General features: G+C 66.1%; 12 protein-coding genes. 10 read left to right on the top strand and 2 right to left on the bottom strand.

Features of this window, described 5'->3' with window-relative positions:
• Positions 1 to 2 precede the first annotated feature (2 nt).
• On the bottom strand, positions 3 to 6,032 hold the full coding sequence (locus AB3147_RS18655) for a YadA-like family protein (protein WP_367352672.1): 6,030 nt from the start codon (positions 6,030 to 6,032) through the stop codon (positions 3 to 5).
• Between the two features lie 641 nt (positions 6,033 to 6,673).
• Here AB3147_RS18655 and AB3147_RS18660 point away from each other — a divergent pair.
• The 6 genes from AB3147_RS18660 (at position 6,674) to AB3147_RS18685 (ending at position 14,064) form a co-directional block, all read left to right on the top strand.
• Positions 6,674 to 7,828, top strand: a complete 1,155-nt coding sequence (locus tag AB3147_RS18660) for an EAL domain-containing protein (protein WP_367352673.1) — start codon at positions 6,674 to 6,676, stop codon at positions 7,826 to 7,828.
• Between the two features lie 310 nt (positions 7,829 to 8,138).
• Positions 8,139 to 8,798, top strand: coding sequence for a response regulator (locus AB3147_RS18665; protein WP_367352674.1), 660 nt, complete (start codon positions 8,139 to 8,141; stop codon positions 8,796 to 8,798).
• A gap of 2 nt (positions 8,799 to 8,800) precedes the next feature.
• Complete coding sequence (locus AB3147_RS18670; protein ID WP_367352675.1) at positions 8,801 to 11,212, top strand: ATP-binding protein; 2,412 nt, start codon at positions 8,801 to 8,803, stop codon at positions 11,210 to 11,212.
• A gap of 120 nt (positions 11,213 to 11,332) precedes the next feature.
• On the top strand, positions 11,333 to 12,487 hold the full coding sequence (locus tag AB3147_RS18675; RefSeq protein ID WP_218344627.1) for an acyl-CoA dehydrogenase family protein: 1,155 nt from the start codon (positions 11,333 to 11,335) through the stop codon (positions 12,485 to 12,487).
• A gap of 11 nt (positions 12,488 to 12,498) precedes the next feature.
• Positions 12,499 to 13,503 carry an acyl-CoA dehydrogenase family protein gene (locus AB3147_RS18680; RefSeq protein ID WP_367352676.1) on the top strand — a complete coding sequence of 335 codons (1,005 nt, stop codon included), beginning with the start codon at positions 12,499 to 12,501 and terminating at the stop codon, positions 13,501 to 13,503.
• A gap of 120 nt (positions 13,504 to 13,623) precedes the next feature.
• On the top strand, positions 13,624 to 14,064 hold the full coding sequence (locus tag AB3147_RS18685) for a CBS domain-containing protein (RefSeq protein ID WP_105239654.1): 441 nt from the start codon (positions 13,624 to 13,626) through the stop codon (positions 14,062 to 14,064).
• 121 nt (positions 14,065 to 14,185) lie between these two features.
• On the opposite strand, the gene AB3147_RS18690 is transcribed toward AB3147_RS18685, so the two are convergent.
• A complete protein-coding gene (locus AB3147_RS18690) occupies positions 14,186 to 14,950 on the bottom strand; it encodes a TSUP family transporter (RefSeq protein WP_367352677.1) in 765 nt (254 codons plus the stop codon).
• A gap of 325 nt (positions 14,951 to 15,275) precedes the next feature.
• On the opposite strand from AB3147_RS18690, the gene AB3147_RS18695 reads away from it, so the two are divergent.
• From AB3147_RS18695 to AB3147_RS18710, 4 genes are all read left to right on the top strand, one after another.
• Positions 15,276 to 16,154 carry an FxLYD domain-containing protein gene (locus AB3147_RS18695; RefSeq protein ID WP_367352678.1) on the top strand — a complete coding sequence of 293 codons (879 nt, stop codon included), beginning with the start codon at positions 15,276 to 15,278 and terminating at the stop codon, positions 16,152 to 16,154.
• Positions 16,144 to 17,031 (top strand): FxLYD domain-containing protein, encoded by an 888-nt coding sequence (locus AB3147_RS18700; protein WP_367352679.1) that lies wholly within the window; start codon positions 16,144 to 16,146, stop codon positions 17,029 to 17,031. Before AB3147_RS18695 ends, AB3147_RS18700 begins: the two co-directional genes overlap by 11 nt.
• Before the next feature lie 338 nt (positions 17,032 to 17,369).
• Positions 17,370 to 19,961 (top strand): bifunctional aconitate hydratase 2/2-methylisocitrate dehydratase, encoded by a 2,592-nt coding sequence (gene acnB, locus AB3147_RS18705; protein WP_218344622.1) that lies wholly within the window; start codon positions 17,370 to 17,372, stop codon positions 19,959 to 19,961.
• A gap of 206 nt (positions 19,962 to 20,167) precedes the next feature.
• Positions 20,168 to 20,764, top strand: a complete 597-nt coding sequence (locus AB3147_RS18710; protein WP_056563184.1) for a transglycosylase SLT domain-containing protein — start codon at positions 20,168 to 20,170, stop codon at positions 20,762 to 20,764.
• The last annotated feature ends 99 nt before the right edge of the window (positions 20,765 to 20,863 follow it).

Raw genomic sequence — 20,863 nt, forward strand, 5'->3', positions numbered from 1 at the left:
TGCTACCACGCATAGGTCAGGCCGATGGACGCGCCGGTCTGGCCGCCCGTCGTGCCGGAGAGCGAAGCCCGGTATACCCAGGTGCCGCTTCCCGAACGCGCGGACACCCCCAGCGCGACAGCGGATTGGCTGTCGTACGTGGCGGCGCCGAGCGCGAACATGGACTTGCCCGGCGTGGCCGTGGACGGCAGGGTCGCCATGGCCATGGCCGATGCGATGCCCGCGTTGTTGTCGCGGCGCAGCTGCGACACGCGGCTGTCGGTATGGCGCTTGGCCTGCGCGCGAGCCTGGTTGGCGTCCCGCCGCGAGAGGTCGATCGCCTGGCGCAGGTTCACCGCGTCCGCGCCGTAGGTGGCCGGGGCAACGTGCGTGATCTGGCGTCCGGCGCCAGCCGATCCCACCGATACGGTGTTGGCGCGCGTGGCCTGCGCGCCCTGGCCGATCGCCACGCTGCCCGCGGCCGACGCCTTGGCGTTCGCGCCCACCGCCGTGCTGGCCGGAGCTTGCGCCTGAGCGCCAGCGCCCATCGCGCTGCCATCCGCGCCCCGGGCTGTGGCGCCCGAGCCGGTCGCGATGCTATTGGCGCCCGTGGCCTGGGCATTTGCGCCCATCGCGACCCCACGGCTGCCCGGCCTGACTACCGCGCGGTCGCTGCCGTCGCCCCGGCTGTCGACTGCGACGCTGGCGCCCCGCACGTCCAGCCGGTTGATGCGCTCGGTCACCGCATTCATCTGCCCGCCCGTCACCGCATCGGTGCTGCCGGCCTGGATGCGGCCGTCCTGCAAGCCCGTGACTTGACGCGTGCCGTCCTTGCCGGACACGTCCACGGTGTCGCCACCTCGGTCTGCGGCCAGCGACACTGTATTGCTCGACGGGTCATGCCGCGTGAGACCCACATTGCCGCTGTCGACCAGCGCCGACAGCGAGCCCAGCGCCGCGCCCTGCTGGCTGGTCAGCGCCTCCAGGCTGCCCACCGCATGGCTGTTCTTGAGCAGGTCCTGGTTCACCGTGAACAGCTGCGAACCCACCACCGCTTCCGTGCTGGTTCCGCTGATTTCGCCCGCCTTCACGCCGGACAGCGTGCGCGCGCCTGACGCACCTTCCAGCGTGATGCGCGTGCCGTCCGTCTGTTTGGCAACCGTAATGTCGTGCGTGACAGGGTCCTGCTGCACCAGGCCCAACTGGCCCGCGTTCAGCTGGTCGCGCATCGTTAACGCATCCGCACCCACTCTGTTGACGTTGTCGTTCACCGCCGCCACGCTGCCGTCGATCGTCTTGATGGCATCGGCGACATTGCCCGCTGGCGAGGGCTGAGCGTTTGCGCCGCCGGCGGACCCGATGGCCGTCACGGCTAACACCGGTCCCTGCACCGTGCCGTCGTCGCGAACCGCTGCGCCGCCGCCCAGCGCGTCCGCCAGCGACTGACCGGCGGCCCGCGCCGCTTCATCAATGCGACCGGCCACGGTCTCGCCATCGCCGATGCCGGCCAGCTTGGCGTTTGCGTCGCCCGCCGAGTGCTGTGCGCCGCGGGCAGTGCGTTGCGCGGCCTCGGCGCCTCGTTGGCCGTCGATTGCAATGCCTTGTGCGGCTTCGGCGACCTGTTGCGCATCCGCCGCCACCGCCTGGGCCTCGTCGGCAGTCAGCGTCACCGTGTCGAGCTGGCCCTTGTTCACCGCGTCCGTTGCCGCCTGACCCGGAGCCACGTTCACGATCCGGTTGGGCGCATCCGCGCCGTGGGCCGCGCTGAATGCCTGCGCGCCCTCGTCCCAAAGCAGGCTGTCGCTGCGCAAATCGCTCAGGTCCTGGGTCAGGCCCCCTACCTTGGCATCCTGCGCCAGCACGCGGTCGTTCACCTTGATGACGTTGGCGTCGATAGCCGCCAGCGCGTCGCCAACGTTATTTGCCGTCTGGTCTTGCGCGGCGATCCGGCCGTCCGCATCGAACTGGCTGATGGCATAGGCTGGCGCGCTGGGCTTGCCGTCTGCGCCCAACACGGACCCGCCACCCAGCGCGTCCGCCAGCGATTGGCCCGCTGCCCGGCCAGCCGCTTCCGTCGCGGCGTGCGCAGCCTGCTCGATGCGCCCGGCCACCGTCTCTCCGTCGCCGATGCCCACCAACTTTGCATTGGCCGCATTGGCCGCTTGTTGCGCGCCGCTCGCCGCACCTTGCGCCGTGGCGGCCGACTGCTGCGCAATGGATGCCGCATTTTGCGCGGCCGTGGCTGACTGCTGCGCGCCGGTGGCCGTGACGTGCGCGGCGTCGGCCCTCTGCTGTGCCGTGACAGCAGCGTCCTGCGCGGCCGAGGCGGTTTGCGCCACCCCGTCGAGTTGCCCCTTGTTCACGGCATCATTGCCGTTCACGCCGTCAGCCACACCCGTCACCGTCCGGTTTACCGGCGCCATGACCGGATTGCCGCCGGCATCCAGCACCGGATTGCCATCCGCATCGCGCTCGGGCGTGCCGCCCGCCAGATTGACGGTCTTGGCCGTCGAATCCGCGCCTGCCAGCAACTGGCCGTCGCGCTCCTGCAGCAAGCCCGCGCCCTGCGCCTTCAGATCCGCCACCGCCTGGTCCAACTGCCCCTTGTTCACCGCGTCCGTTGCCGCCTGGCCCGCCGCCAGGTTCACGATCCGGTTGGGCGCATCCGCGCCGTGGGCCGCGCTGAACGCGCCGGCGCCCTGGTCCCACCGCAGGCTGTCGCTGCGCAGATCGGCAAGGTCTTGCGTCAGCCCGGCCGCCTGCGCTTCCTGCGCGAGCACACGATCGTTCACCTTGATGACGTTGGCGTCGAGGGCGGACAGCGCATCGCCGACATTGGTGGCCGTCTGAGCTTGGGCGGCCACTTGGCCGTCGGTCCCGATTTGGCTCACGCCATAGGCTGGTGCGCCCGGCGTGCCGTCCGCGCCCACCGTGGCCCCGCCGCCCAGCGCGTCGGCCAGTGACTGGCCCGCTGCCCGGCCCGCCGCATCGGCCGCGTCCCGGGCAGCCTGCGCGATGCGCCCGGCCACCGTCTCGCCGTCGCCGATACCCGCCAGCTTCGCATTGGCCGCATCCGCCGCTTGCTGAGCGCCGGCGGCGGCAACTTGCGCCGCACCGGCCGTCCCCTGCGCACGGGTTGCCGCGGCTTGCGCAGCCGTGGCTGCCTGCTGGGCGCCCGTCGCCGTGCCTTGCGCCGCGTCAGCCACCTGCCGGGCTCCCGTTGCGGCGCTTTGCGCCGCATCGGCCGCCTGCCGGGCGTCCACCGCCGCAGCCCGGCCAGCCTGTGCAGCCTGCTGCGCGCCGGTCGCCGCGCGCTCAGACGACAACGCGGCCTGTCGCGCGCCCGCAGCCGTTACCTGCGCCGCCTCCGCGGCAAGCCGCGCTCCCGATACCGTGTCGCGGGCCGCCCGAGCCGCCTGATCGGCAGCGCTGGCCACGCCCTGGGCGGCTTCTGCTGCCGTCCCGGCGCCCGACGCGGCATCCTGCGCGGCGGTCACTGCCTGCGTCACGTTCTCGAGTTGACCCTTGTTCACCGCGTCCGTTGCCGCCTGGCCGGCCGCCACGTTCACGATCCGGTTGGGCGCATCCCCGCCGTGGGCCGCGCTGAATGCGCCGGCCTGCTCGTTCCACTGCAAGCTGTCGCTGCGCAGGTCACTCAGGTCCTGCGTCAGGCCATTCACTTTGGCGTCCTGCGCCAGCACGCGGTCATTCACCTTGATGACGTTGGCGTCGAGGGCGGACAGCGCATCGCCCACGTTGGTGGCCGTCTGGCTTTGCGCAGCCACTTGGCCGTCCGCGCCGATCTGGCTCACGCCATAGGCGGGCGCGCCCAGCTTGCCGTCAGCGCCCATCGTCGCTCCACCGCCCAGCGCGTCCGCCAGCGACTGGCCGGCAGCCCGGCCCGCCGCATCCGTCGCAGCCTGGGCCGCCTGCGCGATGCGCCCAGCCACGGTTTCGTTGTCACCAATGCCCGCCAGCTTGGCATCGGCCGCGCCTGCCGATTGCTGCGCGCCGGCAGCCGCAATCTGCGCGGCATCGGCCGACCGTTGCGCGGCAGTCGCCGCGCCTTGCGCAGCGGTGGCCACTGGCTGCGCGCCAGCAGCTGCGTCTTGCGCCGCATCGGCCGCACGCTGCGCGGCCGTAGCCGCAGCCTGCGCGACGGTGACGGCCTGCGCCACGCCGTCAAGCTGCCTCTTGTTTGCCACGTCATGGACATTCACGCCGTCGGCCACGCCCGTCAACGTCCGGTTCACCGGCGTCATGACCGGATTGCCGCCAGCGTCCAACACCGGATTGCCCTGCGCATCGCGCTGCGGCGTGTTGCCGGCCAGATTGACCGTCGTGGCCGCCGAGCCCGCGCCCACCTGCAACTGGCCGTCACGTTCGCGCAGCAGGCCCTCGCCATGCGCCTTCAGATCCGCCGCGGCGCGGTCCAGTTGACCCTTGTTCACCGCGTCCGTCGCCGCCTGGCCCGCCGCCAGGCTCGCGATCCGGTGCTGCGCGCCGGTGCCGTTCGTCGCGTTGTAGACGCCTTGCGCCGCATCCCACGCCAACGTGTTCCGCTTCACGTCGTCAATACGCGCCGCGACGGTCTCGCCAGGCCCAATGCCCCGCAACTGGTCCTCGGCAACACTCGTCTTACCGTGGGCGTCAAACGCCTGATCGAACACCTCGCCCAACCTGACGTCTTCGGTCTTCAAGCGGCGATCGACGGCGACGAGCGAGCCGACCACGGTGGCTGCCTGTCCCTGGCCCTCGCCCTGGCCGCCTGCCTGCTGGTTGGGCATGACAATCAGGCCATCGGCGCCCACGGACGCGCCGCCGCCGATCGCCTGCGCCGTCGAGGCCGTCATGGCTGCCTGGCCTGCGCGCGCCGCCCTCAAGCCCGCCGCGTTATCGTCCAAGGCAGTCTGCTGCCGCCGGTCCGACGTCCCCAGCACATTAATGGCGTCATAGCCCGCGAAGAGTTGCGCGCCAGTCACCGCGTCACGGCTTTGCGCATTCACCATGCCGTGCGCCACATTGACGAATTGCCGGTTTCGAAAGGCGGTTCCCGCACTGACAACACCGGCAAGCCCGGTGCTATCGAAGCTGTAGGACACGCCATTGAGGACCACCGGTTGCGCCGTCTGGTAGTCACTCGTCCCCGATCCAGCGCCTAACGCGACGGATTGGCTGTGGGAAACGGCAGCTTCCATACCCAACGCCACGCTGTCCGTCTGCCTCGAAACGGTCGCCCGGCCCAATGCCAACGAGCGGGTCCCGGGTGACTGCGAAAATCGGCCCGCGGCCGTGGAACTTTCCCCTACCGCAACAGCGCTGGGCCCCAGGACGGTCATGTAATGGGTGTTGGACAGGCGGGTTGGCGCGTCCAGGACAGACACCCGGGATGCCGTGCCGACGATCGTGGAATAGTTACCGGCAGCGGTTGTCTTGTTGCCGAGCGCCGTCGCTGCCACCATCCCCGTGGCCCTGGCCAGACTGCCCAGACCGAGCCCGCCCCCCTGCGCGATGGCGCCATCGCCAATCGCCAGACCCAACGCGGCAGCCGTGGTGTTGACGTTGCCGATGCGTTGGCCCGTCGTCGCATCGCCCAATTTAATGAACCCGCCATTCACGGCCAGTTCCCCGCCGAGCATCAGCGACGTCGCCCCCACTCCGCTGACGGTCGAGGGACGGTAGAACAACACGGAGTCCCGTTGGCCGGTATAGCCCGAATTGCAGGCTTCTGAGGTATCTCGCGTATTGAACTCGGCCCGCATGTGCTCGGCATTGGACACGGGGAAGAACCACGGCCGCGGGTCATTGATGCCGACGCAGGGGCCGGCCGCGCTTGCGTTGATGTGTATGCCGTTTGCCGCATGCGCGGGCGTGCCCGACATCAAGACCACCGAGGCCGCACCCAGCAATGCCAAGCCCGAACCTTTGCGGCGCTTGATGCCCAGCACGCGGCAGGCCAGGCGCAGCATCGCGCTGACGCGCCTGCGCAGCGAACGGCTGCAAGCCTGCGCCGCCATGCCGGCGCGGGACTGCAGCGCAACGCTGTTGTCCAAGGAAACGCCAGGAACGGCGGCCGCAATCGAATGGGTCTTCACAATACGCTCACTTGCTGGTTCATGTACGCACAGCCCTGTGATTCAACGGGCTGGATGGGGAATTTCCGCGTGACGATGCCCAGCGCGGGTCTGGAAGCTGCTCTCTGCCATCGTTATTCGAAGGGACGCGATGCAACGGGATGCATGTTGCGGGCCGTGGAGTCGGCAGGTGCGCCCGGTTGCCGGGCGCGCGTCGAACGAGGAGACATCATGGCCAGGACTTTATCGGCGTCGGTTTCCCGCCGAAATCGGACTGCTCCGAAAAAGACCGTGCGCTTTCAAAGCATCCCTATGCCTGCGATCTTCGCGATCTTCTCGCGCCTTGCCATCGCATTTAGTCCTACTCCGATACCCGGCTCGAAATCGCATTGCTACATTTTTCGGACAGAAAAACGAACTCGAGATATGAAGTGAGCACAAGCGACACCCCCGCACCCGCGCCCTTCCCCCGCGCCCGGCCGCTGATTCTGGCGCGGGAGGGGCCATTCGCCGTGCGGATGGGAAAGGCGCTGGACAGCATCGGTACCCATCGGCCGGTGCGCGCGGCCACCCTGCACGCGGCCGCCAGCCTGGTCCGTAGCCAGGACATTGACGTTGTCGTGGCCGAGATCCATTCCGGATTCAGCGACGGCCTGAAGCTGCCAAGCATGTTGAAAACGCTGAGCACGGCGGGTCACGACAGGCGGATTCCGCATGTGCTGTGGGCCGGCGATGAGGCCCCGAGCGCGCGGGCCGCCTTACACAAAGCCGGCAACGCGTTGCCCGGCCATCAGCGCGGCGGGCATGACCAGTTTTGCGGCATATCGCTGGCGTCGCTGGAATCCCATGCGCGCCTGGCTCGCGAATGGGGCATTCAAGTGGGCATCGCCACCGACTCGCGGACGGAGGCCTTGCGCGCCTATCTTGGGCAACTGCTTGCCGCGCCCATTCGTGGCTTGTCGCTGGAACATGCCGACGTCCCACTGCCGTCCGAAGAAGACGTGATTGCCGCCTTGACCTCCGGCAATGGGTTGCGCGTGGTCATCCAGCCGCAGTTCGATCTCCGGGACGGGACGATGGTGGGCGGCGAGGTCCTGATTCGCTGGCGCCACGCAAAACTGGGCGACGTGCCACCGGCCGTTCTCCTGCCCATCGTGAACCGGCTGGGTCTGGACCTGCTGCTGTTCAGCTATATCAAACGCCGCGCAATCGAAACCTTGCATGCGCTCGACAAGGCGGGGCTGGCCCTGACGCTGGCGGTGAATGCGTCTCCCAACACGATTTGCGCGCCCGGACTGCCGGAAATCCTGGCAATGAAGATGGCACGCGCGGGACTACCGGCCAGCCGGCTGATCATCGAACTGACCGAGGAATCGCCTGCCTATGACGCGCTGTGCCTTTCGGCATCCATTACGGCTTTGCGCGCAAATGGGTTCCAGGTATCGCTGGACGATTTTGGCGCCGGCACCGCCACCTTGGCTTTGCTTTCGCAGATGCCGTTCGACGAACTCAAGATCGATGGCTCATTGGTCCGATCCGCGCTTCCCGCCTCCCGATCGCGGGAAATCATCGCCGGCATCGTGGACCTGGCGCGCTCGTTCGACCTGCGCCTGGTTGCTGAAGGGATTGAAGACCCCTCCACGATCGACCAGCTCTACGGCTTGGGTTGCCATGTCGGGCAGGGCTACGCCCTCGCCCGGCCGATGGAAACGTCAGACTTCCTGCAGCTCGCCGCCGTGAAGCGGCGCTCCGTCGCGCCCGGCGGGTCCGACTAGCCCGCGGTGCGCCGGCCAAGCGTCTTTGCCTTTCTTGACATTTCCGCCCCCGCCTCTAGGAGCAGTCTGATATTCAGCCATGCTCCCCATTCCTATAATTTTTTCGTTATCAACCCCGACCCGATGCAGGTCGGCCAGGAAGTGACGCCGGAGCATAGGGCAATTGCAATCGTCGGCGCAGCCTATAAAAAGGGCCGCACCACGCCAAAAAGATTACAAACAATTGCCATTCATGACGATGCAGTGTTATCAATAGGAATAGTCCTAAAACGCTGATCATCCTGGTGTTTCTCCTGGTCCCTGGCCCCCTATGAAGCGCTTGCGTATCGCCTTACTTGACGACCACCCGGTTGTACGGCACGGACTTGTCACTCACCTGCTGGCGGAACCCGACATTGAACTGGTGGGCGCCTACGAGACAAGCCGCGAGCTCATGCGCGGCATGGCGCAACTGCCGGCCGACGTGCTGCTGCTGGACTTTTCGCTCGGCCGAGACGAAGTCGATGGCGTCTCGCTGATTCGTGCGCTACGAGCCAAGTTTCCCGATTGCCGCATTCTTGTTCTGTCGGCCCATCATGAGTCGGCCACCGTCGCGCTGTCACTGCGGGTCGGCGCGCGGGGCTTCATGGGCAAGGAAGAGGATATGGGAGACCTGATGAAGGCCATCCGCACCGTGGCTTCTGGGGCCATCTACCTGAGCGCGGACATGTCCTATCAGGTTGCCGACGCCACCACCTCGTCTGACCAGCCAAACCACGAGGTCGCGGAAGATGCGCTGCGGCAAGCGTCGCTATCTGCACGCGAACAGGAAGTGATCCGATGCTTTCTGGAGGGCATGACGGTGTCCGAGATTGCTGAAAAATTTCATCGCAGCATCAAGACGATCAGTTCGCAAAAGGCGGCCGCATTCAGAAAACTGGGCGTGACGTCCGATAACGGCTTGTTCAAGATTCGCCAGACATTAGACTGACCATGTACGCCGGGGTGCTCCTGCGCATCGTCCTGATCGCCGCTCTCGGCCTGACGGCGGGGTGGGCGCACGCCCAATCAAACCCAACCGGCTTGGCGCTGACTGACGAAGAACGCGCCTGGATTGCCAGGAATCCCGTGCTCAGCGTGAGCGTTCTGGACAATCTGGATCCCATCGAATACTTGCGGGGTAACCGCGCGGAAGGGCTGTCGGCGGGGTTTCTTAACGAAATCTCGCGCAAGACCGGACTGAAGTTCACGTTCCGTCAGGCGCCCACCCGGCAGGAACGGGTGGACCTGCTTCGCCGCGGAGAAGTCGATGTGATTTCGGCGATGCGCGTCAACGGCGAAGTGGCTGCGATGCCGGGCATGTTGCACACGGCCCCCTATCACGTCAGCGCCGGCATCATCATCACGCGCACGAATAAACCCTTTGTGATCGAAGCGGATCAACTGAACGGCATGACCGTGACCCTGCCCGTCCTGTCCCTGTACGCGGAAGAATTGAAACGGAAAGCGCCCAACGTGAATCTGATCGTCGGCGGCTCCGCACGAACGATGCTGCAGCAAGTGCTGGACGGGGAAGCCGACGCGGCGGTGGGTACAGAGGCCTATCTCGTTCCGTATCTGTACCGCGAGTATCGAGGACAGCTTCAGATTTCAGGCGTCTTGCCCGCCATGACGACCGAAATCGGCATGACCGTTCGCGACGATCAGCCTGTATTGCATTCGATCCTGCAAAAGGCGTTGGCTGCGATCACGCCGGCCGAGCTCCGGCAATTGCACGATGAATGGCTCGGCATCCACCTAAAGGAAGAGCCGACGCTCGTCAATCTCGTCGAAGACTATCCGCATGAACTGGTTTTGGTGGGTGTCGTGCTTCTCCTGCTCTCCGCGGTGGCCGTGCAGATGCATCGCACACGACAACGGGCCGAACGCAATGAACGCGAAAAGACGATGTTCCTGGCGGTGATGAGCCACGAAATCCGTTCCCCCATGAATTCCGTGCTGGCCGCCGTGGAGCTGCTGCGCAATACGCCATTGGGCGAGCAGCAGCGGCATTATGCCGATCTCGCGAATAATGGCGCGCAATCGCTTTTGGCGTTGATTGACGACGTGCTGGACGTCACAAAACTGGAGGCGGGCCAGCTCAAGCTCGAGCTGGATCCCGTGGATATCTCGGCGCTGGTGCGCAATACCGTCGAACTGCATCAACTTCGCGCGCGGGAACGGCATTTGTCCCTGAGTTATCAAGGCGACCCCGATCCTCCCTTGCTCATGCTGGACGATGCGCGGCTCGGGCAGGTTCTGCATAACCTCGTCTCCAATGCCATCAAATTCACCGAGACGGGCGGCGTCACGGTGCGATATTCCGTGTCCGAGAGCGCGATTCCCAAGCATGTCGCGTTGGTGATTTCCGTCAGTGACACGGGCATCGGGATTTCCGACGAGGCGCAACTCAAGCTGTTCCAACCTTACGCGCAGGTGACCCGCACCTACCGGCGATCCGGCGGAACGGGACTGGGGCTTGCGATCAGCCGGGATCTGGTCACGCTGATGCAGGGGCGGATTTCCCTGCGCAGTACGGTCGGAGAGGGAACGACGTTCGAGATTCATCTTCCGGTGCTGCTGGCGCCCAAAGGCGCCGCGATTCAAACCGAAGCGGCACAGCCAGTGCCTAACGGTGCGAAGCCGGCGAGCGGGCTGCGCGTGCTGGTCGTGGAAGACACCGCGGCGAATCAGGCGGTGTTGCAGGCACAGCTGGAAAGTTTCGGCTGCACCGCCGTGATCGCGCAGAACGGCACGCAGGCGCTCGACTGCTTTTCCCAAGGCACTTACGATGTGGTGTTGATGGATTGCGATCTGCCGGACTGCGACGGCTACACGCTGACCGCTGATTTTCGAAAAATGGAAGAAGCTGCGGGGCAGGCGCATTGCCCCATCATCGCGATATCCGCTTCAACCGGAAGTGAACACGTCGCGAGATGTTTTGACGCGGGCATGGACGGGATACTGAGCAAGCCCATCCGGTCAGGGAAGCTGCAGGACACGATCGAGTTGTGGTGCGGGGTAGTCCTGGAAAAAATTGTTCCGCCCACCGGGAGCAACGTGGGCCTGAGCATGGAGCAAGTCATTGAAAGCCTGAGGCAGGACGTATTCGCGATCCTTGAATCGGCGGCATTGCGCGACACCGACGCCACGCTCAGGGCCACGCACCGGCTCCGCGGCGCGGCCCTCGCGGTGGAATGGACTGAGGTCGCGCAGGCGGTCGATGCCATCGCTGCTCTGTTGGAGGCGGAGCTTGATTGGAGCGATCCGCAGTTGTCCGATGCCCTGCACGATCTGGTGAACCGTTTTTCGCGGTCTCACGCGCTTCCTGAAGCAGTGGAGGAGGAGCCTCGGATTCTCGTCTGACGTTTCGATAAGAATCACATATCGCAAACCCGCAAAATAATATTGGACAGCTATCAGCGCATTCCCGGATAGTGGCCGTCGGCGCCTGTCGCGGCGCCCTTGCCTGACCCGGAGCGACTGATGATCGACACGCTGGAACTCACTGCCATTCCTCCCGAGGATGAAGCTTTGCGCACCGAGGTGCGCGCCTTCCTGGCCGATGCGCTGGACGGCCTGGAGCCGGATGAGCGCGCCCGTTCATGGATGGGTTTTGACGCGGGCTTCAGCCGCCAGCTTGCCGAACGCGGCTGGCTGGGCCTGACGCTGCCGCGCGAATACGGCGGCGCGGCGCGCGGCCACTTTGCGCGATTCGTGTTGTCCGAAGAATTGCTGGGCGCGGGCGCGCCGGTGTCGGCGCACTGGATTGCCGACCGCCAGAGCGCGCCGCTCATCCTGAAATACGGCACGCCAGCGCAAAAGGACTTTTATCTGCCGCGCATCTGCGCCGCGCAGGCCTTCTTCTGCATCGGCATGAGCGAGCCGGGCTCCGGCTCGGACCTGGCAAGCATCCGCACCCGAGCCGAACCCTTCGCTGGCGGCTGGCGGCTGAACGGCAACAAGATCTGGACGACGAACGCGCACCGTTCGCACTACATGATTGCGCTGGTTCGCACGTCCGGCACCGCGGACGACCGGCATCAGGGGCTGTCGCAGGTGATCGTGGACCTGTCGTTGCCCGGCGTGTCGGTGCGCCCGATCGAAGACCTGGCGGGCGATGCGCACTTTTCGGAAGTCTTCTTCGACAACGTCGAATTGCCCGACGAGGCGCTGATCGGCGAAGAAGGCGGCGGCTGGGCCCAGGTAAATGCGGAACTGGCCTTCGAGCGCAGCGGCCCCGAGCGCCTGTACTCCAGCATCGCCCTGCTGGAGTGCTGGCTGGCGCATTGCCGCGATGGCGGTGGCGATGCCGATGCCGCCAGCCGGACAGCGCTGGGCAGCATCCTGTCGCAGATGGCGGTGCTGCGCGCGATGTCGCTGGCCGTGGCCGGCAAGCTGGCGGCGGGCCTGAGCCCCGCCACGGAGGCGTCGCTGGTCAAGGATCTGGGCACCGAGCTTGAACAGGCGATTCCGCGCCTGATCGGCGATACGCTGGGCAGGCACCCCGACCGCCCCGTGCCGCTGCCACTGCTGCGCACGCTGGCCTATCTGGAACAGGTCGCGCCGACGTTCTCGCTGCGCGGCGGCACCCGCGAAATCCTGCGCGGCATCATTGCCCGCGGCCTTGGCCTTCGATAAGGACGACCGTCATGGACAACATTTTTGGCGACGCCGCCGAACGCCTTTTTGCCCAGACCTGCACCCCGGATGTGATCCGGCGCATGGAGCGGGGCCAGCCGTCCGGTGACGCGTGGCAGGCCTGCGAGGATGCGGGATTCGCGGATGCGCTGGTGCGGGAAGATCATGGCGGCGCGGGCCTGGGCCTGGCCGATGTGCTGCCCGTCGTGCTGGCGGCGGGGCGCCATCTGTGCCCCTACCCCCTTGCTCATACGCTGCTGGCGCGCGCGTGGCTGAGCCGCGTGCAGCGGCCGCAGGCGGCGGGGGCCATCGCGCTTGCACCGGGCGGCCTTGCCATCGACGGCGGGCGTATCGCGGGCGTGAGCGTAGCGTGGGCGCGCAGCGCTGACTACGTGCTGGCCGGCATTGATGGCCAGACCTGGCTGCTGCCCATGCAGGCGGCGCGCGTCGAATCCAACGGGGTGCACGGCAGCCTGGACGGCGGCGTTTCCTGCGCGCTGTCCGACGCCGAACGCCTCGACGGTCCGGCGCCGCTGGATACGATGGCGGCCGCCGCCTACGCGGGGTTGATCGCCGGCGCCATGGATCGCGTGCTGGCGATGACGCTGGACTATGCAAACCAGCGCGCGCAGTTCGGCAAGCCCATCGGGCGCTTTCAGGCCGTGCAGCAGCAGATCAGCGAGATGGCCGAACACGTGTGGGCCGCGCGCATGGCGGCGCAACTGGCCTTTCAGGGCGATGACGGCCTGCCCCGTCCGCTGCTCGCCGCGCTGGGCAAGGCCCGCGCCAGCCTGGCCGTGCCGCGTGTGGCCGACATCGCGCACGCGGTGCACGGCGCCATTGGCGTCACCGAGGAGTACGACCTGCAGTTGTATACGCGCAGGCTGCGCGAATGGCGGCTCGCGGCGGGATCGGAATCGCATTGGCATTACCGCATCGGGGCTGACGCCCTCAGCAGCCGCAGCGACGCGCTGACCTATCTGCGTACGGCGTTGTACGGCAAGGAAACGGCATGAAGGCCGATCCGCGCCAGCGATTCGCGTCAAAAACACGATGTAACGCGCCCTGCTTGCGGCAATGCCGCAGGCAGGCTTAGGATGGTGCTTCGATCCTCACCACCGATTCGGGAGCACATCGTGAAGACAGTTGCTGAGCTTCTCAGGGAAAAGGCCAATCACGCCGTCGTAACGGTTTCGCCGGATTCGTCGGTCTTCGACGCGATCAAGACGATGGCCGACCGCAGCATCGGGGCGGTGGTGGTGGTGGAGGGCGACGTGGTGCTGGGCATGCTGACCGAACGCGACTACGCGCGCAAGATCGTGCTGCAGGACCGGTCGTCGCGCACGACCAAGGTGCGCGACATCATGACGGACTCGGTGTATTACGTCAGCCCCACCGACACGCGGGAACACTGTATGGCCATGATGACCGAACGGCATTTTCGCCATCTGCCGGTCATCGACAACGACAAGCTGATCGGATTGCTGTCCATCGGCGACCTGGTCAAGGACGTGATGAGCGAGCAGAAATTCATCATTCATGAACTCGAGCGCTACATCACGGGGGAGCGTGGCTGACGGGAGAGTGAGGCCGGCGGTATCTCGCCGGCTGCGCCCGATGGGCCTCGCTTAGCCGGCAGCGCGTAGCCGGCAGCACCTAGCCGGCCGCACCTAGCCGGCCGCGCCTAACCGGCCGTACCTAGCCGGCCGCCAATATCCTCGTCGCCGGCACGATGAGCCCCAACCCGGCTGCCAGCAGCAGCACGAACACCATCCGCTTGACCTTCTTCATCGAATTCTCGGTGCTGTAGCGGCGCGCAAACCACGTCACGCCGATCACGACCGGCAGCGCTTGCACGCTCAACCAGAACGACGACACCATGAACGCGCCCTGCCCGGTCACGAGCGCCAGGCGCACCGTGGCGTTCAGCGAGAAGAGAATCAGCAGGCTGTTGCGGATGGTGGCCAACGGCAGCGGCTGGCGGTACAGGTGATAGACCATGGGCGGACCGGCGCTGGAAAACAGGCCGCCCAGCACGCCCGAAACGCCACCGAAAAATACGCTGGAAGTGCGGGACGACAACTGCGCCAGCGGCTGGGTTCGCGTCACGAGCAAAATGGCGCACGCCAGGATGGTGACGCCCAGCAGCAATTGCAGCAACACCGCCATGGACCCGCTGATCCACGTCAGCGCGGCCACGCCCACCCCGACGCCGGCCAGGCTGCTGACCGCGGCGGGGGTCAGCAGCGACCAGTTCACCTGCGGCCTGGCGCGCAGCAACGTGACGCCCGCATTGACCAGGGACAGCACGCTGACCACGTTGGCCACCTCGGACACCGAGGCAAGCTGGAACACGCCCGACAGGCCCAGCAGCACCAGGCCGAACGCAAAGCCCGTCATCGTCTGGGCATAGGTGGCAAGCGCCACGCAGGCCAGAAAAAGCAGATGTTGATAGATGCTCATACAGGAGAGCCAGACCTCGGCTCTGCCCGGCTGCGCGCCAATTGGGGCGGCATGAGAGCGGATCGACGGGAAACGGCAGCGTAATAGTTGATGTGACAACGATTTTTCGCCGGGGATGATAGCACCGGGTTCGGCACGCATTCCGGCCCCGATATCGCCGATTCCACACATATGGTCACAAACTGATGCGCTCATGCACCCCGGGTGCGGCCGACGGCCGCTATCCTTGCCGCCCGGTAAGCCCTTCACGCCGATCCCGCCGCGCCGTCCCGGATCGCGGCGCGCGGCCGGACCGCCTGCGTAGCGCAAAAGACGCCCAGCGAGAATGACGCCCAAACAGACCACTATCAACACGGTGACGCTGACCTGCTCCACGTGCGGCAGCGCCAGTTTCACCAAGCTGGACACCAACGAATACCAGTGCAGCCACTGCCATGCGGTGACGCTGGTCGAAGACAACGTCGCGCAGCGGCTGGAAAAGATCCTGCGCAACATCCAGCAGCCCAAGCCTGCGCCCATCAAGCCCGCCGCCATCGCGGCGATCTCGGCGGCGATCCTTGCCGCCGTCGTCATTCCGCTGGTCGTCTCATCGCTGGGTTCGCGCCCGTCGCCCCTGCCCGCCCGCATTGTCGAACCGCCCATCGACGCCTCGCTGGTCAAGCTGACGGACGTGCAGGAGATCAAGACGCGCGGGCGCAACGAGCTGGTCATGATCGTGCGCAACGAGACCGGCCGGAAGATCGACGTGCCGCGCGTGACGGCATCGTTCTTCCAGGGCGACCTGTCGCTGTCCACCGTGTCGGGCTCGGCGCCCGCGCGCTCGCTGGAACCGGGGGAGTACACGCCGCTGAAGATATCGTTGCCGTCCAAGGCGTACAGCCGCTACGACTTGCAGGTCGGCACGCCGTCGCCCGCGCGCGGCAAGAACAACGACGTGGCTGCCAGCCGCGTTCAGCTTGTGCGCAATGACGGCAATTACCGTCTGGTCGGCCTGATCCGCAACCAGGGCACCAACCCTGCCAGCAGCACGCAGATCACCGTCATGCTCTACGGCGCGGACGGCGGCCTGATCGGCACGGGCAACGGCTACGCGACCGCCAGCCCGCTGGCCCCCGACGCGCTGACGTCCTTCGACGTGCGCTGCGAAATGCTGCGCGATGGCGAGGTCGCCTCCTACGATTACATGGTGCAAAGTGAAAGCTGATCCCTCCTCCTCCCGGCGCCTGTCGCGGCCGGCCCTGGCAGGGCTGGCGCTGATCCTGTTTGGCGCGGGCGGGTATGCCGCGTGGAAATACACCGCGCTGGGATCCGCCAGTCCTCCCCCGGCGCAGGCCGTGGCCAAATCCGCCGAGCCCGAGGCCAAGCCGCCCGTCAGCCGCATCGTGCGCGTCAGCCCGGCCAACACGCGGGTCATCGACCACGTCCGTCTGACCACCGAAGAACTGCTGGACCCGGATTTCGCCCTGTTTGAAGCCGGGGCGTTGAAGCTGTCCGCACCTCGCCGGCTGCTGGACGAAATCGAACGCCCGGTGCTGTATGCCGAACTGGTCAACACCAGCGACCAGTTCGTAGCGCTGTCGCCCCGGGCGGAAATCGCGGTGTTCGACGGGTCGCGTCCGCTCGAGCTGCGCCAGGCCTGGAGCCTGCCGACGCATCTGTACCCTGGCGAGCGCGTGCCCGTGGCGCTGACCGGGCGCGTCGAACGCTTTACGGAAGTGAAAACCAACTGGCTGCCCGCCAAACGCGCTGCCCTGCCCGGCCCGCGTCCGCAGTTGGCCGTGACGGTGGAAAACACCGAAGCCGCCATCGGCACCGGCACGCTGAACTTTACCTACCGCTTCCGTTACAAGTACGTGACGGTGCACGGCCGGGTGCGCAACGACAGCAGCAGCGAGGTCGAAAAGGTGCGCGTGTGGGTCAGCCTGTATGACGCGCAGGATCAGCTCACGGGCGCCACGTTCCAGGAACTGCGGGTGCCGCGGCTGCCGCCGGGCGACAGTGCGCCGTTCCAGGTGGACGTCAAGCAATACGGCGGCAACTTTGCCCGCGTCGGCGTGGTGTACGACGCCACGGCGCCCTGATCGGCTGGCGGTGGGCTTTTTTACCGAAGCGGCCCACGGGGCCGCTTTTTCTTTGCGGGGCGCCTGGGCCATTGTCGTCCAGGCGCCCCCACCTCCCCACCCCGCTGCCGCGTGCCCGACTCCTGCCGCACGACTCCTGCCGCACGACTCCAGCCGCCCGAGGCCCGCAGCCGACGACCAACGTCGGACGCCCGTCGCCCGGCCAAGGCGTCGCCACCGAACAACAGCTATCGACTCAAGTCTTATATAAGATATAAGACATTTGCTACCGGCCCCCACTTGCTTCTACAATTCCGGCCGACAACCCTTCTTCCAACCCGACTTTGAGCAGGCCTCACATGCTGGATACTTACCGCCAACACGTCGCCGAACGCGCGGCTCTGGGGATTCCCCCGCTGCCCCTTACGGCCAAACAAACCGCTGAACTGATCGAACTGCTGAAGAACCCGCCCGCTGGCGAGGAGCAGAACCTGGTCGAGCTGCTGACGCATCGCGTGCCGGCCGGCGTGGACGATGCCGCCAAGGTCAAGGCCTCCTACCTGGCCGCCGTGGCGCTGGGCAAGGAAGCTTGTGCGCTGATCAGCCGTGCCAAGGCGACTGAACTGCTGGGCACGATGCTCGGCGGCTACAACATTGGCCCGCTGGTCGACCTGCTGGATGATGCGGAAATCGGCACCATCGCCGCCGATGCGCTCAAGAAGACCCTGTTGATGTTCGACGCCTTCCACGACGTGAAGGAAAAGGCCGACAAGGGCAACGCCAACGCCAAGTCCGTGCTGCAAAGCTGGGCCGACGCCGAATGGTTCACCAGCCGTCCGGAACTGCCGGAAAGCCTGACCATCACGGTCTTCAAGGTCCCTGGCGAAACCAACACCGACGACCTGTCGCCCGCCCCTGACGCCACCACGCGTCCCGACATCCCGATGCACGCCCTGGCGATGCTCAAGAACAAGCGCGACGGCGCTGCGTTCGAACCGGAAGAAGACGGCAAGCGCGGCCCGGTCAAGTTCATCGAATCCCTGAAGGAAAAGGGCCACCTGGTTGCCTACGTGGGCGACGTGGTCGGCACGGGATCGTCGCGCAAGTCGGCCACCAACTCGGTGCTGTGGTTCACGGGCGAAGACATCCCCTTCGTGCCGAACAAGCGCTTTGGCGGCGTGTGCCTGGGCAACAAGATCGCCCCGATCTTCTACAACACGATGGAAGACGCTGGCGCCCTGCCGATCGAACTCGACGTTTCCAAGATGGAAATGGGCGACGTGGTCGAACTGCGCCCCTACGACGGCAAGGCCATCAAGAACGGTGAAGTCATCGCCGAATTCGAGGTCAAGTCCGACGTGCTGTTCGACGAAGTGCGCGCCGGCGGCCGCATTCCGCTGATCATCGGCCGCGGCCTGACCGCGAAGGCCCGCGAAGCGCTGGGTCTGGCGCCCTCGACGCTGTTCCGCCTGCCCAAGGATCCGGTCGACTCCGGCCGCGGCTACACGCTGGCCCAGAAGATGGTCGGCCGCGCCTGCGGCCTGCCGGAAGGCAAGGGTATCCGCCCGGGCACCTACTGCGAACCGAAGATGACCTCGGTCGGCAGCCAGGACACCACCGGCCCGATGACCCGCGACGAACTGAAGGACCTGGCCTGCCTGGGCTTCTCGTCCGACCTGGTGATGCAGTCGTTCTGCCACACCGCCGCCTACCCCAAGCCCGTCGACGTCAAGACGCACCACACGCTGCCTGAGTTCATCAGCACGCGCGGCGGCGTGTCGCTGCGTCCCGGCGACGGCGTGATCCACTCGTGGCTGAACCGCATGCTGCTGCCCGACACCGTCGGCACCGGCGGCGACTCGCACACCCGCTTCCCCATCGGCATCTCGTTCCCCGCCGGCTCGGGCCTGGTGGCCTTTGCCGCCGCCACCGGCGTCATGCCGCTGGACATGCCGGAATCGGTGCTGGTCCGCTTCAAGGGCAAGCTGCAACCCGGCGTCACGCTCCGCGATCTGGTCAACGCCATCCCGCTGTACGCCATCAAGCAAGGCCTGCTGACGGTTGCCAAGCAAGGCAAGAAGAACATCTTCTCCGGCCGCATCCTCGAAATCGAAGGCCTGCCCGACCTGAAGGTCGAACAAGCCTTTGAACTGTCGGACGCCTCGGCCGAACGCTCGGCCGCCGGTTGCTCGGTGTTCCTGAACAAGGAACCGATCATCGAGTACATCAACAGCAACATCGTGATGCTCAAGTGGATGATCGCCAACGGCTACGAAGACGAGCGCACGCTGGGCCGCCGCATCAAGGCCATGGAAGCCTGGCTGGCCGATCCCAAGCTGCTGGAGCCGGACGCCGACGCCGAATACGCCGCGGTCATCGAGATCGACCTGGCCGACGTGCATGAGCCCATCGTTGCCTGCCCGAACGACCCCGACGACGTCAAGACGCTGTCGGAAGTCGCCGGCGCCAAGATCGACGAAGTGTTCATCGGCAGTTGCATGACCAACATCGGCCACTTCCGCGCAGCGTCCAAGCTGCTCGAAGGCAAGCGCGACATTCCGGTCAAGCTGTGGGTCGCTCCCCCGACCAAGATGGACGCCACGCAGCTGACCGAGGAAGGCCACTACGGCGTGTTCGGCACCGCCGGCGCCCGCACCGAAATGCCGGGCTGCTCGCTGTGCATGGGCAACCAGGCGCAGGTCCGCGAAGGCGCCACGGTCATGTCGACCAGCACCCGCAACTTCCCGAACCGCCTGGGCAAGAACACGAACGTGTACCTGGGTTCGGCCGAACTGGCCGCCATCTGCTCGAAGCTTGGCCGCATCCCGACCAAGGACGAGTACATGGCCGACATGGGCGTCATCAACAAGAGCGGCGACCAAATCTACCAGTACCTGAACTTCGACAAGATCGCCGACTACAAGGACGTGGCGGACGTGATCGAGGTCTGATCCCGACTCCCCTGCCAGGCCTCGCGGCCTGAACAACGGCCCCGTGCAATCGCCCGGGGCCGTTTTTTTTGCCTTTATCCGGGCAATTCGGATCGGCGCGCAGCCTGTATAACGAAACGTTTCAATACAATCCAGGCATGCCGGTGAGACGTCGGCCGCCAACGCCGGGAAAGCCCCGGCGCATTTTTCCTGGAGGAAGCCTGCCAATGATCCGGCTATTGCCGCCGACGCTGTTGCTGACGCTAGCCGGCTGCGCCACCGCGCCGCCCTCGAATCCCGACAACATCTGCGCCATCTTCCGAGAGAAACCGGAATGGCACGACGCGGCGCTGGACGTGCAGAAGAAATGGGGCGCCCCGGTGCCGGTGCCCATCGCGATGATGTACCAGGAGTCTTCCTTCAAGCACGACGCTTTGCCGCCGCGCTATTACTTTCTGGGCTTCATCCCGTGGGGCCGCGTCAGTTCCGCCTATGGGTATGCGCAGGCCAAGGACGAAACCTGGGCCGACTACAAGCGCGAAGCGGGCGGCTGGACGTCCAGCCGGGACAATTTTGCCGATGCGCTCGACTTCATGGGCTGGTACATGAGCAAGACGCAGCGCATCAACGGCATCTCGAAGTGGGATGCGTATGGGCAGTACCTGAACTATCACGAAGGCTGGACCGGATACCGCAACCGTAGTTATGACCGCAAGGCGTGGTTGAAAACCGTGTCGCAGAAAGTGCAGGCGCGCGCCGAGAAATTTACCGCGCAGTACAAGAGCTGCGAGTCGAGCCTGTCGCGGGGCGGATGGTTCTGGTAAGGCGGCGCCTGTCGGGTGTCTGACACCCCGCAGAGACGGCGGTACAGGCTGAGGATCGTCTCCCGAGGGTGTCAGACACCGTTTTGCACTTGCGCGGCG

The organism is Achromobacter animicus, assembly GCF_040775605.1.
GTDB lineage: Bacteria > Pseudomonadota > Gammaproteobacteria > Burkholderiales > Burkholderiaceae_B > Achromobacter > Achromobacter animicus.